General features: G+C 55.3%; 15 protein-coding genes. 8 read left to right on the top strand and 7 right to left on the bottom strand.

Features of this window, described 5'->3' with window-relative positions; translation table 11 throughout:
* Positions 1-39 precede the first annotated feature (39 nt).
* From FHS72_RS07170 to FHS72_RS07190, 5 genes are all read right to left on the bottom strand, one after another.
* The gene (locus FHS72_RS07170) at positions 40-2,364 is read right to left on the bottom strand and encodes a DUF4962 domain-containing protein (RefSeq protein WP_183527533.1); all 2,325 of its coding nucleotides are present in this window, start codon (positions 2,362-2,364) and stop codon (positions 40-42) included.
* 74 nt (positions 2,365-2,438) lie between these two features.
* Positions 2,439-4,004, bottom strand: a complete 1,566-nt coding sequence (locus FHS72_RS07175; RefSeq protein WP_183527535.1) for an extracellular solute-binding protein — start codon at positions 4,002-4,004, stop codon at positions 2,439-2,441.
* A gap of 54 nt (positions 4,005-4,058) precedes the next feature.
* Positions 4,059-4,940: a carbohydrate ABC transporter permease gene (locus FHS72_RS07180; protein WP_183527537.1), complete on the bottom strand. Its 882-nt coding sequence runs from the start codon at positions 4,938-4,940 to the stop codon at positions 4,059-4,061.
* Positions 4,941-4,952: 12 nt separating this feature from the next.
* Positions 4,953-5,906, bottom strand: a complete 954-nt coding sequence (locus FHS72_RS07185) for an ABC transporter permease (protein ID WP_183527539.1) — start codon at positions 5,904-5,906, stop codon at positions 4,953-4,955.
* Positions 5,903-7,006 (bottom strand): ABC transporter ATP-binding protein, encoded by a 1,104-nt coding sequence (locus tag FHS72_RS07190; RefSeq protein ID WP_183527541.1) that lies wholly within the window; start codon positions 7,004-7,006, stop codon positions 5,903-5,905. The genes FHS72_RS07185 and FHS72_RS07190 overlap by 4 nt, the downstream gene beginning before the upstream one ends.
* Before the next feature lie 425 nt (positions 7,007-7,431).
* On the opposite strand from FHS72_RS07190, the gene FHS72_RS07195 reads away from it, so the two are divergent.
* Positions 7,432-8,115: a GntR family transcriptional regulator gene (locus FHS72_RS07195; RefSeq protein ID WP_183527543.1), complete on the top strand. Its 684-nt coding sequence runs from the start codon at positions 7,432-7,434 to the stop codon at positions 8,113-8,115.
* A 10-nt stretch (positions 8,116-8,125) separates the two neighbouring features.
* Here the strand turns inward: FHS72_RS07195 and FHS72_RS07200 are convergent, their stop codons facing one another.
* Both FHS72_RS07200 and FHS72_RS07205 read right to left on the bottom strand, forming a co-directional pair.
* Positions 8,126-9,439: an MATE family efflux transporter gene (locus tag FHS72_RS07200; RefSeq protein WP_183527545.1), complete on the bottom strand. Its 1,314-nt coding sequence runs from the start codon at positions 9,437-9,439 to the stop codon at positions 8,126-8,128.
* A gap of 153 nt (positions 9,440-9,592) precedes the next feature.
* Complete coding sequence (locus FHS72_RS07205; protein ID WP_183527548.1) at positions 9,593-10,231, bottom strand: 3'-5' exonuclease; 639 nt, start codon at positions 10,229-10,231, stop codon at positions 9,593-9,595.
* 281 nt (positions 10,232-10,512) lie between these two features.
* Here FHS72_RS07205 and FHS72_RS07210 point away from each other — a divergent pair, with 281 nt between their 5' ends.
* The 7 genes from FHS72_RS07210 to FHS72_RS07240 are packed head-to-tail and all read left to right on the top strand — an operon-like array spanning position 10,513 to position 15,130.
* Positions 10,513-11,346 (top strand): urease accessory protein UreD, encoded by an 834-nt coding sequence (locus FHS72_RS07210; protein WP_183527550.1) that lies wholly within the window; start codon positions 10,513-10,515, stop codon positions 11,344-11,346.
* A 3-nt stretch (positions 11,347-11,349) separates the two neighbouring features.
* The gene (locus FHS72_RS07215) at positions 11,350-11,652 is read left to right on the top strand and encodes an urease subunit gamma (protein WP_183527552.1); all 303 of its coding nucleotides are present in this window, start codon (positions 11,350-11,352) and stop codon (positions 11,650-11,652) included.
* A 9-nt stretch (positions 11,653-11,661) separates the two neighbouring features.
* Positions 11,662-11,967, top strand: coding sequence for an urease subunit beta (locus FHS72_RS07220; RefSeq protein WP_183527554.1), 306 nt, complete (start codon positions 11,662-11,664; stop codon positions 11,965-11,967).
* 1 nt (position 11,968) lies between these two features.
* Positions 11,969-12,292: an antifreeze protein gene (locus FHS72_RS07225; protein WP_246414542.1), complete on the top strand. Its 324-nt coding sequence runs from the start codon at positions 11,969-11,971 to the stop codon at positions 12,290-12,292.
* A gap of 3 nt (positions 12,293-12,295) precedes the next feature.
* Complete coding sequence (gene ureC / locus FHS72_RS07230; RefSeq protein ID WP_183527555.1) at positions 12,296-14,032, top strand: urease subunit alpha; 1,737 nt, start codon at positions 12,296-12,298, stop codon at positions 14,030-14,032.
* A complete protein-coding gene (locus tag FHS72_RS07235) occupies positions 14,032-14,502 on the top strand; it encodes an urease accessory protein UreE (RefSeq protein ID WP_183527556.1) in 471 nt (156 codons plus the stop codon). Before ureC ends, FHS72_RS07235 begins: the two co-directional genes overlap by 1 nt.
* Complete coding sequence (locus FHS72_RS07240) at positions 14,492-15,130, top strand: urease accessory protein UreF (protein ID WP_183527557.1); 639 nt, start codon at positions 14,492-14,494, stop codon at positions 15,128-15,130. The genes FHS72_RS07235 and FHS72_RS07240 overlap by 11 nt, the downstream gene beginning before the upstream one ends.

Consider the following 15,130-nt stretch of genomic DNA (forward strand, 5'->3'; position numbering starts at 1 on the left):
AAATCGTTTCCTTCTTTGTGTATTTACGTATCGCGCAGGCTACCGGCCCACGTCGAATGTCTTTGGCACGACGACCCGAAAGCTGCGGTCGTCGGAATCTGTGAAGTAGAGATCGCAGTCGTAACCTTGATCATCTAAAAAGCTGAAAATCCGCTTAGGGTCTTTCAACGAATAAGGCACGAGCAATGTCGCGATCCGGTGCCGAATGGCCTTTGGGAATGTGGCATGCAGGCACGTGCTGACGGGTAGCCCTTCGATCTCGGAGGGGTCCACGTCTGGAAATCCGGTTTCTTGCGTCAATGCAGCTGCCCCCGCTTCGGACCATAGAAACTGCCCGTAGAACCCGGCCTTTTCGCCTGTGTAGCGGAACGTCGCATCGCCCAAGTGCATCGGCGCGTTGGCGTGCAGCAGCCAGTCGATTTCAACGGGTTCGGACGCATCAATGCTATCGACCATCACAAAGTAGCTGTCATTCACGAAATAGACGTCGCGTTTCACGGATGTGACTTCGGGTGACAGCGATTGATACGCCTCGGTCGCATCCCCTTGAATATACACGTGATCTTCGCGTTGTTCGCATTCAGTGATCTGGCCCTTGGACCGCATCGCCTGCACTTTGTCTTTGCCCGCGTATTGGCCTTTGCCATTGATCAGGATCGCGTTTTTCGACAGTGTCTGACGCCGCCAGTTCTGGTGCATCGTCGAGTTAAACGCGACGTAGTGGCCAGACTGAATGGCCAGATCTTCGCCAAAGCCCGCCAGACAGAACGCGTTCTGGTCGCCGTGGCTGTGACTGATTGATCCGTAAGGCGACGATTTCATCACGAATTGGATATGCTCGTCAGGGTCTTGCATCTTGTGCTGGATCGCGACCCAGCCGATGCCTTTGAACCAGCGCAACTGATCGTCGGCGGCAGGTGGCACCGCCTCGATGATCGGGAAATCGGTCTGGTAGGCCATCTCGTCAAAGTTAAAGTCCCACCAGCCCCAATTATAGAACAGCTTTTCGGTGCCCGGATTGGTGCGTTTGATCTCGTCGTAGTACCATTGATACGCGCCGTTGCCCGTCACACCTGCATACTGGCGCAGGTTAAAGCCGATCTTGACCGCAGGCAGATCGCCCATGGTGCTGTCGTCGCCAAAAGTGGCGCGGCGCGTGTCTGGCGATTTGGTATAAAGCGGGAAGTCTCCGGTTTTCTGGAAGAATGGCCGCTGGTACAGGTCAATCCCAGTGTAGCCTTTCAGCAGGTTCGCCGCGTCAATCAGATAGGCCATACCGGTCATCCAATAGTGCGGACCTTCGGCCCAGCCGCCGTCTTTGTCGCCCCAAGGGGAATAGACGGTGAACAGGAATTCGACGGAATAGTTCAGCCAGTCTTCGGCCTCTTCCGCGTCGTCCAGCAAAGCAATCGACGCGGGGATCAGCACCGCAGAGACCGCGCGTACAGCGTGGCTATCAAACGGGAATAACTGGATATTCGCGTGTTTGATCAGGTGATCGGCTGTTTCACGGGTCCGCGCAAGCAAAGCGGCGCGCACGGTCGCCCGCTCGTCCTCGTCCATCTCGTTATACAGCCAGTCATAGCCCCACGCGAGAGCCACATTCACGCGGAACGCCCATTCGTCGGTGTAACTGCGCGACGTGGTGCCTGTGGGATTCCAAGCGGCGGCAGACAGCAACCATTCCTTGGCGCGGGCCAGCATAGCGGCGTCTTGGGTCACTTGACCGCCAACTGCTAAGTGACGGATCGCATAAAGCAATTCCTGACAGTCGATATAAGTCTGACGCCACACGGACGCGACGCGCTGATGGTTCGGATAACCCGCAGGTTCAGGCATGATGTCGCGGTCCATCCACGGCAGGACAGATTCCTTAAAGAAATGCGACCATGTGCAATGGTCGGCGTTCTCGGCCACATCCTTGCGGAATTGTGCCAAGCGGTCACCAGTGAGCCACATACGCGGGTGGGAACGCGGAGCGTCCTTGAACCGCGTAACGCGGGAGGAAAGCGGCGTCTCTGGCAACCCCTCGGCGACGGTGAAAGCGCGGTTCGAACTCCATGTCGACGCGGCCTCCCCCGTGTTGGGATCACATACAGCGTAGGACCAGACATAATCGCCCGCAGGCAACGTCACGTCCGGTGTGAAAAAGTTGAGGGTAATATGCGCAAACTTATGCGTGGCCTTGGCTGGATATTTCGCATCAGTTGATACGCGCAGCACATAGGTTGCCTCGTCCTCAAGTTCCGGCAACCACGTGAAACGCGGCGGGTTCTCAGAGACGGCAGCACCATCTTGCGGGCCGTATTGAATGGTCAGACGACCTGTTTTTGGTTCATCAAGATGTGCAGCAGACGCAGACATTCTATTACTCTCGTGTTTAGATCTACAATACGGTGCGGGCCACATGCGGCCCGCACCAATTTCGCAGTTTGGACTTAGTTATACTGACGCTCGTAGGCGACGTTCATCACCTCAAGAACGTCCTGTAACCCCATGTCCTGCAACGTTTGTTGGTAACCTTCCCAGTCGGCCATTACGTCACCATTGCCCAAGATCCAGCCTTGCTGGCGCTCAAGCATATAGTCACGGATCGACGGCCAGCTGCGGTCGTAAACGCGCTGTTCGTCGGCTGTGAAAGACACGCCTAGGAAATCAGGGATCAGGTAATCGCCGGTTTCATACAGGTCGATGCCTTCCAACGCGTATTGGTTGGACCACTGCTTTTCATACTCGTAGTCCTGAAAGTAACCACGGGCCTGAAGTTGCGAGCCAACTTGATACAGCTGGTTGTTCACCGGCTCGCCGTTCGTGAGGAATTCCTCGGTGAACTGCGGTTTGCCGTCAACCATCGTGTATTGCTCGCCCTCGACGCCAAAGTTAGCCAAGCGACGGCCTTCTTCGGTGAACCAGAAGTCGAAATACTTGATCGTTTCGACAGGATGCTCGTTCGTGACACCAATCGCCCAACCGTCAGGTTTGATCGGGATGCGACGGTGCTCTTCCATACGCACGCCAGATGGTGACGCGGGCGGCAACATCGCTTCGAAACGGAAGCCCTCGACGGTGTCTGCAAGCGACTCGTTATAGCCAGCAGTGGACGCAAACCAATCGTGGGTCATGCCGCCGATGTCTTCCGACAACAGATATTCACGCGAGGATGACCCGCGCGTAAAGATTTCCGCGTCGATCAGGCCCTCGTCGTACCAGTGTGCAAGACCCGCAATCCCGTCGCGATAGCCTTCGCCCGCGTATGGGTGATCAACATTGCCTTCAGCGTTGATGTAGAAGTCGTGGTAAGTGTCTGACCCCGTAGAGCGGCCATCCCACAATGTCACAAGGCGGATCAGCTCTGGCCATTGGCGGGCAAAGTACGGCACTTCGTCCGCGACACCATTCCCGTTGGGATCGTCGTTTTTGAAAGCACGCAGCACAGCTTCGACTTCTTCCAGCGTCTCAGGCACTTCGAGACCCAGATTTTCCAGCCAGTCGTAGCGGATAAAGTAGCCGCGACCGTATTTGCCGTCTGGCAGATATGGCACGTAATACATGTTGCCATCAGCCGCTGAAATCGCGTTCGCGATCTCTGGACGGTCAGCATAGAACGCGGCCAAGTTTGGTGCGTGTTCTGCGATCAAGTCGTCCAAAGGCAGGAATGCGCCTTCGGGTCCGTATTGGTTCACAAAGTCTTTCAGACGGCTAGAGCCCACGATGTCAGGGATTTCGCCTGTCGCAAGCATCAGGTTCAATGCTTCGGTCTTGCCGTCGTTCTCTGACGTCCGTGTGTTTGCACCCACGGTTGTGTCGCGCAGGCTGATGCCTGTCAGTTCGCTTGCGATTTTCTCAACTGGCCATGTTTCGTCATAGCGCGGGTAACGCGCATGGTTCATTTGAATGGACAGCTCTAACGGTTCGTCGACGATCATCAGGTGGCCATCGGCAAACGCCGTGCCGCCTAGCGATGTTCCGGCCAGTAACGCCGCTGATAGTGTTAGTCGTTGCATAGTTTCCTCCCTTATGCAGTCGTTCATGTAATCTGATGCGCTGATCGCTCGCGCTTATTCTTTGACCCCTCCCAGCAGGATCCCTTTTTCAAAGTACTTCTGGATGAACGGGTAGATGATCAGGACAGGGACAATCGAACAGACGATGATCGCTGCTGATACGGTCTCGACCGAATAGCTTGCGTTAACCAATGTTGCGGTGAACTGCTGGTCATCGGACAGCGTGACGATGGTGTGGCGCAGGAAAACCTGTAGCGGGATTTTGTCTTCGTCTTGCAACAAAACCATCGCCCAGAAAAAGCCGTTCCAGCGCGACACGATGCAGAACAGTGCCACCGTCGCAATCGCAGGTTTTGCGAGCGGCATGTAGACCTTAACCAAAACCTGGAAATCATTGGCCCCATCCATGCGGGCGGCTTCTTCAAACGAGCTAGGCACGCCTTCAAAGAAGTTACGCAGCAAGATCAGGTTAAACCCGTTCACCGCAAAGCCGATGATGATCCCGAAATAGCTGTCCAACAGGCCCAGATCACGCATGTTCAAGAAGAACGGGATCAGACCCGCGTTGAACCACATGGTAAACGCCACCAGCAAGTTCCAGAATCTGCGACCGTAGATTTGCGGCCGTGACAACGCATAGGCACCCGGGATCAGGAACAGCAGGCTCATGATTGTGCCGCCGATGGTGTAGATGAACGTGTTGCCGTAGCTGACCCAGAACATCCGTTCAGACAGGATGTACTTATAGGCCTCTAGCGTGGTCTCGATTGGTGTCAGGATCACGTTACCGGCGCGGGCTTCAAAGCCCGAACTGAACGACAGCGACGCGATATAGATGAACGGATACAGCGTCGAAATCGTAAAGATCCCAATCAGTACCATGTTGACGATCACAAAGATCCGATCGTTGCGCGAATATAGATTCATATTAGCCATGTGCGTGCCCCCCTACCACAATGATGTGCGCGAATAGCGCTTGGAGATCGAGTTGGCAGTCATCACCAGAACGAAAGCAATAACAGCGTTGAACAGACCCGCGGCGGCGGCAAAATCGTATTGTCCGCTTTGCAAGCCCTGCCGGTAGATGAAGGTGTTCACAACATCAGCCGTCTCATAGGTCGCAGGTTGATAGAGCAGGATAATCATCTCGAAGCTGACTTCGAGCATGTTCCCGATGCGGATAATCAACATGATGATGATCGACGGCACCGTGATCTTCCACATCATTTGCCACCGGCTGGCCCCATCCACCACGGCACTTTCATACAGTGTCGGCGACACGCCAGAGATCGCGGCGATAAAGACGATGGATTGGAAACCCGCCTCTTGCCAAATCGTCGTCCCGATAAAGATAGGTCGGAACCATTCGGGCTTGGTCAGGAAGTAAATCGGATCAATGTCGAACCAACTCAGAATCGTATTCACGATACCCGCCGAGGGTGAAAAGGCCGTAATCACAATCCCCGCGATAATCACCGACGAGATGAAATGCGGCAGATACACGATGGTCTGCGCGGTTTTCTTGAACGTCTGATGCAAGACTTCATTGAACATCAGCGCCAAAAGGATCGGCACGGGAAAGCCGATAATCAGGCTCATCATAGAGATATAGATCGTGTTTTTTAGCGCTCGCAAAAACTGTTCGCTGGCAAACAGCGTCTCAAAGTGGTCAAAACCGATCCACGGACTGGCGGCGACACCTCTGAAAATACTGTAGTCTTTGAACGCGATCTGAAGCCCGTACATCGGCTTGTAGAGAAACAACAACAGCCAGATCACTGTCGGTGCCAGCATCAGATAAATTTGCCATTCACGCTTGAGGTGATCGACAATGCGCTGGCTGACAGGGCGCTTGTTTACGAAATGGGTGACGGCGGGTTTTGGGGTGGCAGCGTCGCTCATGCGACACGCAATTGGCCAGACAAGGCCACACCCGTTTCAGCGTCAAACACTTTGATCAACGCGGGATCGGCGGTAAAGCCGTTGACCGCGTTCAGTTGGTCCATGTTGCCCAGCGTTTCCGTGCGGATCACAAATGGCTCGCCGCCAATCGTGGTGTGCAACAGCGCCTCAGAGCCCAGCGTTTCAACCAGTTCCAGCGTACATGACACGCTGCCTTCGACCGCTTTGGTCTGCGGCGTTGCGTATTCAGGGCGGATGCCCACGATGACCTTGCGACCAACTGCGTTCTGCAAGCCCGGCAACGGCGGCAATGTGAATTGTTGACCCGCGAATTCAGCAATCGGGGCCGCGTCGCCGCCGCTAATCACGGCTTGGATTTGGTTCATTGGCGGTGCGCCCAAGAAACCCGCAACAAATGCGTTCACTGGGTTCAAGAACAGCTCCATCGGGCTGCCGACTTGTTCGATACGCCCGTCGTTCATCACAACGATCCGGTCAGCCAGCGTCATCGCTTCGACCTGATCGTGGGTCACGTAGATGCTGGTCACGCCTAGGCGTTGATGAAGGCGTTTAATCTCGGCACGCATCTGGGTGCGCAGCTTGGCGTCGAGGTTGGACAGCGGTTCGTCAAACAAGAACACCTTGGGTCTACGTACAATCGCACGGCCCATCGCCACACGTTGGCGTTGGCCACCGGACAGATCAGCGGGGCGACGTTCAAGGTAATTCTCAAGGCCCAGAATGCCCGCGACATCCTTGATCGCCTTTTCGATATTTTCCTTGCTTTCCTTACGGATACGCAAACCAAAAGCGATGTTTTCAGCGACATCAAGGTGCGGATAAAGCGCATAATTCTGGAACACCATCGCGACATCGCGATCTTTGGGTGCAATCCGGTTCACGACTTTGCCGTCAATCGTCAACGTGCCGTCAGAGATTTCCTCTAGACCCGCGACCATCCGCAATGTCGTCGATTTGCCGCAGCCCGAGGGGCCTACTAACACAACAAACTCTTTTTCTTTAACTTCCAAATCAATGCCATGAACGACCTGAACGGCCCCATAGGCTTTGACGATACTCTCCAGCTTAACCCCAGACATAGACCCCCCTACTGCGCAAAAGCGCGATCTAAACACTAAATGTGCCGAAAGCGGGTAGATTCGCTTTCGGTTAATCTGGTATACCAGTTGAAATACTGGAATACTAGTATTGATTTATTGTTTTGGTTGAATTCAACTGTTGCAACATTTTCCAAGGTTCACAACGAAAATTATGAGTCCAATCCGAATATTGCCGAACACCAATGCGTCGACCCTTCGGAAATATACGAAATAAAAAACGCGACGCTTACGCAACAAAACTACAATTAACTATCAAATTCACATGATTACACGCCGAACTTCATCCATAGGTTGCCGCCGCATTCACGCACTTGGCGTCGCCAGAACAGCATCCAGCGCACAGTCGCCTAACTGGTCATTTCGACCAAGACCGTTTAAAGAATGCCCAAATTCGGAGACCAAAAATGACAAACATAACCCAGAGTAAAGACCGCCGCACGAGCGTCGATGTCGTTTTTGACCATCTCTACGACGAGATTTCGTCTCTCAATCTGCTGCCCGGCGATAAAATTTCCGAAGCCGATATCGCCGCCCGATTTGGTGTGTCACGCCAACCGGTCCGCGACGCATTCAGTCGTTTGGAAAATCTGGACCTGCTTTTGATCCGCCCTCAACGTGCCACCGAGGTCAAACGTTTCTCGTCCCGCGAGATCACCAAGTCCCGCTTTGTCCGCGCCGCCGTCGAATCCGAAGTGCTGCGCCGTGCCGCTGCCGAATGTGACGCCATTGGTGCCGCCCAGCTAGAGGCAAATCTGCTGCTGCAGACCGCCGTCACCGAGGCCCGCCAATACGACAAATTCGGCGATTTGGACTATCAGTTTCACCAAACGCTTTGTGAAATCGGCAAGGTCGATTTTGCCTTCGAGATCATCAAACAAGAAAAAGCAAACGTCGACCGTTTGTGCATGTTGAGCCTGTCCAAAGAGGACCGGATGTCGATGCTCTTGGAAGATCACAAAGCGATCAAAGACTGCGTCTGCAATCACGATGCCGAAGGCGCTGTCGCCGCAGGTATGCTGCACCTGTCACGTCTTGATGCGACAATCGAAGCCATCTCGGAAGCCAACGCCGACTACTTTGATCCATAGGATCAAGCAGTTAGCTGTCGATGACTTGGGCGGATTTCCAACCGCCTTTGAAGATACGCAAGTGGAACGACGGGAATTTGAACAGTTCTTCGACTAAGACGAGCGAGAAAACCCAACCCACGGACAGGTCGAGATAAACCACGAACAATAGCGTCAGCGGCACCTTGCAGGCCCATTGTCCGGCCACAAAAACGTTCATCACATACAACGTGTCGCCCGCCGCCCGTAAGGTCTGGCCGCAGATCGCGTTCGACCCTTTGGGAAATGGTAGCACCAACAGCACTGGCAGGAACATCCACAATGCGGCTGTCGTCTCGGCCTGTAGGTCGCTGTAAATCCAGCCGGAACACAAGATGACGATCAAATAGGTCAGCGACACCAAGCCCGCCGCGACAAATGTCCCGCGCCATGCCCGCCGCAAAAAAACGTCCAGGCTGGCCGCATCCAACTGACGCCCCAACAATTGCGCAGCCGTGATCCCCGTCGCTTGCGCCCAGGCCATGCCAAACGTCCCTGCCGTCTGCACCCATGGCAATATCAGCGTCATGGCGGCAAATTCGTTCACCGACATTTTCGCATAGATCAACGTGCAGACCTGCGTGCCGATTGTCATGCTGATGAACGTGCCAGCGATCGGCAACGCAAACACCCAATGCCTGCGCAACGCGGTCCAGAAATTGTCGCGCGACCAGCCAGATGCGGTAAAGACGTCGTAATCGTCGCGGTATGCGCGGTAGGCCATATAGGCGACCCGTGCCAGCGACGACACCGCACTGCCCCACGCGGCCCCCGCTACGCCCAATTCGGGAAAGCCGTACATGCCGTGGATTAGCACGTAACTTAACGCGATATTGACAGGCACGGCGATCAAGTAGCTGAGGAACGGCACTTTGGTCTTGCCGCAGCCATTGAAATGACTGGCGAGACATTGACCAACGGCCTCGAACAGCACGACAAATAGGAAGATGTTCAGGTATGAAATCGCCTGCTCTGCGATCAGGTCCGTATGGGCGAAGCGCGCGATCAGGTCATCGCCCCAGATGATCACGGCGATCAACCCGAGAAGGCTCATCCCGACGTTAATGAACAACCCACAGTAAAAACTGGTCTTGAGCGTGACAGGCCCCGCAGCCCCGAATGCTTGGGCAATTCTGATCTGGGTGGCGTTGGAAAACGCGAAAATCACGCCCATCAACAGGCCCGCAATCGCCCCCGCAAGCCCCATCGCGGCCAATGCGTTTTCGCCCAGTGGCGACACCAAAAATGCATCAATCACCACGATGCCATGCAGCATCATCGCCTTCAGGCCCAACGGCCAAGCCATCGCAAAAAGATCCCCAGAGGTTGGGGTTTCTTTGAGTGCCGTCGTTTTCTGCAAAGGGACCTTCTTTCCGGACGACTCCGCCCGATAGGCTATCACACTAGTATGCCAGTTAGTAGCAAAGCCGTTTGGAACTGGCCAGTCCCACCTGTCAGATTATGACAGGTCGATGACGTCGTCATCCGGCTGCGGCGCGACGGGCTGCGTTAACCATGACATCTGCGCTTTTTGGGCGGTCTGGGCGAGCTGCGCAAAATATTGTCCTGATTGTTTTTCTGCCAGCAGGACAACTTGGGCGGCGGCACGCGCGTCTTCGCCGGCGTCATGGTGCTGAAATGACAGGCCAAGTGCAGTCTTCAAATGACCCAATCCATGACCACCATTTCCCTTGAATTCAGGCCATGCTGCACGAGCGATTTTCACGCTATCGCTCCAGCTTAGCTCAGGTGTCGGAAGTTGATAAGCGCGACATGCTGCAGCAATCGCTGATTTGTCAAAATTACTATGCTGAACAAGATGATACGGGTACAAGCTGATGTGAAGGATCGGCCAAAGTTGTCCGAATGTCGGCGCGTCTTTTACTGTGTCAGGACCAATGCCGTGCAGCTCTATATTAAAGCTGTCAAAGCGTTGTTCAGGGTTCACATAACTGGTCCAACTGTCGATCTGGCCGGACGCTCGCACGCAGGCAATCCCGATCTGACAAATGCTCGCGCTATCCCTGCTCGCAGTCTCAACATCCAGCGCGATAAAGCGGAACGGGCCAACCGGAAGCGGCGCGATAGGTGGTGTCATATTGGCTGCTCCATTAGCGATTTGCGACACAAATCGCGCGTCCCCGCATTCAGTTGCCACCTTAGAACCAATGAAGCGCAGGAACCACTCGATTGCTGTGAGGCTCGGCAAATCGTCGCGGTCGCATGCTTCGCCGACCGCCCAAATAATCACCAAATACGCCCAACAATCATGCAACCGGCCGTCAACGGCGCAGCGATGCAGGGTTCCGCCCGTCGTTACTTGCTAGTCGGTCCGAACCAAACGATGAAAATATCACCCAAAAGAGAATCCCATTCGATATGAACCAGCGTGTTCTCCTGCCTCAATCCACATCGCTACAACGTGCACGCGGTCAGCTTGATCTGTCTGTAAAGTGCGATGCGAACGCGCAGACCAGATTGGTTGATTTACGCGAAGAAGGGTCGTTGCGTGTGATATTCCCGCGCACCCCGAACCAAAGCGTCGAGGCTGTGATTTTGAATACTGCGGGTGGTATTGCGGGCGGCGATCACTTTAACATCACAGCGCAAGCATTTGAAAATGCTGAGCTATCATTCACGACCCAAGCTGCCGAGCGGATCTACAAAGCGATGGATCACACACCTGGTCGATTGCATACCAAAATCAGCGTCGCAGCTAACGCACGGTGCAATTGGTTACCGCAGGAAACGATCCTGTTTGACGGCGCGCAACTGCATCGCAGGCTTGACGTCGACCTGTCCGAAACCGCGACTTTCTTGATGGTTGAACCACTGGTTTTCGGCCGCGAGGCGTCGGGCGAAACCATTCACAACGGGCTGTTTCACGACCGTGTGCGGATCACGCGCGACGGGCTGCCGATCTATTTAGACGGCGTTCATCTATCAGGCGATATGGCCGCGACGCTGCAATCCGAAGCAATCGCAAATGGCGCACGCGCAATGGCAAATGTTGTTTTTCATCAAAAGGATGCAGCACGATCTTTAAGTGGATTGCGCGACCTTCTCCCAGTCACCGCAGGCGCTAGTCTGCTGAATGACACCACACTTGTTGCCCGTATCCTCGCGCCTGATAGCTATGAATTGCGCAAGATATTGCTCCCCATCATGACGTTACTCACTGATAACGCCGTGCCTAAGAATTGGAGGCTTTAGCCGATGAAACTCACACCTCGTGAAAAAGACAAATTGCTTGTGGCGATGGCCGCTGAAGTGGCCCGCAAGCGTCTGTCTCGTGGCGTCAAGTTGAACTATCCCGAAGCGATTGCGTTAATCACCGACGCAGTTGTCGAAGGGGCACGCGATGGACGATCGGTAGCGGACATGATGCAGGCAGGCGCTCATGTGATCACACGCGAGCAGTGCATGGACGGCATCGCCGAGATGATCCACGACGTTCAAGTCGAAGCGACCTTTCCCGACGGCACCAAACTCGTCACCGTCCACAACCCCATCCGCTAGGAGAACAACATGATCCCCGGAGAATTATTCGTGGCTGACGGCACCTTACCGCTAAATGCTGGCGCCGAAGAGACAACAATGATGGTCGCCAACACTGGCGACCGCCCTATCCAAGTCGGCAGCCACTACCATTTTGCCGAAGCAAATGCGGCGCTGGATTTCGACCGCGAAACAGCGCGCGGCATGCGCCTGAACATCGCCGCAGGTACAGCCGTGCGGTTCGAACCGGGCCAGCGGCGCGACGTTAACCTTGTCGCCATATCTGGCGCACGGCGCATTTTCGGCTTTAACCAGCGCGTTATGGGGGACCTGTAACATGGGCAAAACCTACAAATATCCTGATCCGATGAGCTACATCGGCAATGCGTTTCAGGTCGGGTTCATGATGGCCGAAGCAAATTCCGTGATCGCCATGCGGACGCTCGGCATGATGGGCATATGGTCCGTTACACCATCCGAGGACGGGCGCATGATCTCTGAAAAGGTCCACGCCATCGCCAAAGCGCAGTCCGACGCGACCCGCGTTGCGATGAATGGCGGCTCGTTCGATGAAATCGCTGCTGCCGCGATCAAGCCGATCCGCAACAAAACCCGTGCGAATGCCAAACGCCTTGGCAAACGCGGCCTTAAGAAAGGGTAGACCATGCCTAGCCACATTTCTCGGTCCGATTACGCGGCCATGTTCGGGCCAACAACGGGTGATCGGATGCGGCTGGCCGACACCGATCTGATTATCGAGGTCGAACGCGATTTAACCGCAGAACTGGCTGGCGGTAATGCGCCGCTATACGGTGAAGAGGTGAAATTCGGCGGCGGCAAAGTGATCCGCGACGGCATGGGCCAAAGCCAAGTGACCCGCGCAAACGGGGCCGTTGATACGGTGATCACCAACGCGCTGATTGTGGACCATTCAGGGATTTACAAGGCGGATGTCGGCCTGAAAAACGGGCGCATCCACAAGATCGGCAAAGCGGGCAATCCTGACACGCAACCCGGTGTGGACATTATCGTCGGCCCCGGCACCGAAGCGATTGCTGGCGAAGGGCGCATTCTGACGGCGGGTGGTTTTGACAGCCATATCCACTTTATCTGTCCGCAACAAATCGAGGACGCGTTGCACTCCGGCCTCACGACGATGCTCGGCGGCGGCACTGGTCCCGCCCACGGCACACTTGCGACCACCTGCACCCCCGGCCCTTGGCATATTGGCCGGATGATGCAGGCCGCTGATGCCTTTCCGATGAACCTCGCGTTTGCGGGGAAAGGTAACGCAAGCCAGCCTGCTGCACTGGTCGAGATGGTTAACGCGGGGGCCTGTTCCCTTAAACTTCATGAAGATTGGGGCACGACACCCGCTGCAATCGACTGCTGTCTGTCCGTCGCGGACGACATGGACGTGCAGGTGATGATCCACACCGATACGCTGAACGAATCCGGCTTTGTCGAGGACACTGTGGCCGCTCTCAAAGGCCGCACAATCCACGCGTTTCACACCGAGGGCGCAGGCGGCGGCCATGCCCCTGACATCATCAAAATCTGCGGGGACCCCAACGTTTTGCCCGCCTCGACCAACCCGACGCGGCCCTACACGGTCAACACATTGGAAGAGCATTTGGACATGCTCATGGTCTGTCACCACCTAGATAAATCGATCCCAGAAGACGTGGCATTTGCCGAAAGTAGGATCAGACGCGAGACCATCGCGGCTGAGGATATCCTGCACGACATGGGCGCGTTTTCGATCATCGCCTCGGACAGTCAGGCGATGGGCCGCGTCGGTGAAGTTATAATTCGCACATGGCAAACCGCTGATAAGATGAAGAAACAACGCGGTGCCCTGGCTGAGGAAACCGGCGACAACGACAATTACCGCGTGCGGCGCTACATCGCGAAATACACGATCAACCCTGCAATTGCCCATGGCCTGAGCCAAGAAATCGGCAGCATCGCTGAAGGCAAACGCGCCGATCTGGTGATGTGGGATCCGGCGTTCTTTGGCGTGAAACCGGAAATGGTATTGATGTCGGGCACGATTGTATCCGCGCAAATGGGCGACCCGAATGCGTCGATCCCAACACCCCAGCCCGTCTATTCACGGCCTATGTTCGGGGCGTATGGCCGGTCGGTCGAACATTCTGCCGTGACCTTTGTGTCGGCGGCGGCACAGGCCGATAATATCGGCGAAAAACTGGGCCTCGCCAAGCAGACAGTTGCAGTACAAAACACCCGCAACATCGGCAAAAAGGACCTGATCCTGAACAACGCCCTACCCAAAATCGAGGTTAACCCTGAAACCTACGAAGTTCGCGCCGACGGTGTGCTTTTGACCTGTGAACCCGCCAGCGTATTGCCGATGGCCCAGCGATATTTCTTGTTCTGATGGCTGATTATACCTGCACCGAAGTCCTTAAATCCGGCGCATGGACCGGCAGCTTTGAGCTGTGCGTTCTGACGTATGACGAACGTTTTCTTCGCCGCAAAGTCATTAAAACCGTCCACGATGAGACCGTGTTGGTTGATCTTGCGCACACCACGTCGCTGGATCATAACGACGCTTTACTGCTTGACGATGGTCGCTTGATCGAGGTGATCGCCGCCGAAGAACCACTGCTTGCGATCTCCGGTAAAGACCTTGTGCGTCTCGCGTGGCATGTTGGAAATCGCCACACGCCGTGCCAGATCGAAGCTACCCGACTGCTTATTCAGCGCGACAAAGTTATCGGTCACATGCTTGAACATCTGGGCGCAACTGTCACCGAAATCTCGGAACCTTTTACCCCCGAAGGCGGCGCATATGGCCACGGGCGCACCCATAGCCACGACCACGGGCACACGGCGCATGACCACTGATTTTCTGACCTTGGCGCAACTGTTGTCGCCGTCATTTCCGGTCGGCGCCTTTGCCTATTCGAACGGGTTAGAGACCGCGATTGCGGACGGAATGATCTGCACCGCTGCCGATTTGGAAAATTGGTTAACCGCCCTGCTGACCCATGGCAGCGCCCGCGCGGATGCGGTCTTGCTGAACGTAGCCTACACCGCCGACGCGGACGACTTGGCGATGATCGACGCGACCGCCCGTGCCTTTGCCGCATCCAGCGAACGGTTAATGGAAGCCGATCTGCAAGGGGCTGCGTTTTGCGACACGATTACAGCGGTCTGGGACATCCCCCTCGCCCACCTCACCTACCCCGTCGCCGTTGGCAGCACCGCACGTGCGATGTCGTTGGATTTGGAATTAACCACAGCGATGTATTTGCAATCTATCGTCGCCAATTTATCCGCCGCCGCGATGCGCCTTGTGCCGCTTGGGCAGACCGATGGGCAGCGTGTACAAACCGCGCTGAAACCACTTTGTCAGACGGTCGCATCCGACCTGATCGGTGCAACGTTAGACTATCTGCACAGCAGCGCCTTTATGTCCGATATTGTCTCAATGCGCCATGAAACCCAATATTCGCGTGTTTTTCGCACTTAG

Source organism: Yoonia ponticola (assembly GCF_014199395.1).
GTDB lineage: Bacteria > Pseudomonadota > Alphaproteobacteria > Rhodobacterales > Rhodobacteraceae > Yoonia > Yoonia ponticola.

Bases quoted from the DNA above. Each gene is read 5' to 3' on its own strand.
- FHS72_RS07195 (WP_183527543.1), top strand. From the start codon at position 7,432: ATGACAAACATAACCCAGAGTAAAGACCGCCGCACGAGCGTCGATGTC.
- FHS72_RS07175 (WP_183527535.1), bottom strand. From the start codon at position 4,004: ATGCAACGACTAACACTATCAGCGGCGTTACTGGCCGGAACATCGCTA.
- FHS72_RS07170 (WP_183527533.1), bottom strand. From the start codon at position 2,364: ATGTCTGCGTCTGCTGCACATCTTGATGAACCAAAAACAGGTCGTCTG.
- FHS72_RS07205 (WP_183527548.1), bottom strand. From the start codon at position 10,231: ATGACACCACCTATCGCGCCGCTTCCGGTTGGCCCGTTCCGCTTTATC.
- ureC (WP_183527555.1), top strand. From the start codon at position 12,296: ATGCCTAGCCACATTTCTCGGTCCGATTACGCGGCCATGTTCGGGCCA.
- FHS72_RS07200 (WP_183527545.1), bottom strand. From the start codon at position 9,439: ATGGCTTGGCCGTTGGGCCTGAAGGCGATGATGCTGCATGGCATCGTG.
- FHS72_RS07220 (WP_183527554.1), top strand. From the start codon at position 11,662: ATGATCCCCGGAGAATTATTCGTGGCTGACGGCACCTTACCGCTAAAT.
- FHS72_RS07180 (WP_183527537.1), bottom strand. From the start codon at position 4,940: ATGGCTAATATGAATCTATATTCGCGCAACGATCGGATCTTTGTGATC.
- FHS72_RS07225 (WP_246414542.1), top strand. From the start codon at position 11,969: ATGGGCAAAACCTACAAATATCCTGATCCGATGAGCTACATCGGCAAT.
- FHS72_RS07235 (WP_183527556.1), top strand. From the start codon at position 14,032: ATGGCTGATTATACCTGCACCGAAGTCCTTAAATCCGGCGCATGGACC.
- FHS72_RS07185 (WP_183527539.1), bottom strand. From the start codon at position 5,906: ATGAGCGACGCTGCCACCCCAAAACCCGCCGTCACCCATTTCGTAAAC.
- FHS72_RS07190 (WP_183527541.1), bottom strand. From the start codon at position 7,006: ATGTCTGGGGTTAAGCTGGAGAGTATCGTCAAAGCCTATGGGGCCGTT.
- FHS72_RS07210 (WP_183527550.1), top strand. From the start codon at position 10,513: ATGAACCAGCGTGTTCTCCTGCCTCAATCCACATCGCTACAACGTGCA.
- FHS72_RS07240 (WP_183527557.1), top strand. From the start codon at position 14,492: ATGACCACTGATTTTCTGACCTTGGCGCAACTGTTGTCGCCGTCATTT.
- FHS72_RS07215 (WP_183527552.1), top strand. From the start codon at position 11,350: ATGAAACTCACACCTCGTGAAAAAGACAAATTGCTTGTGGCGATGGCC.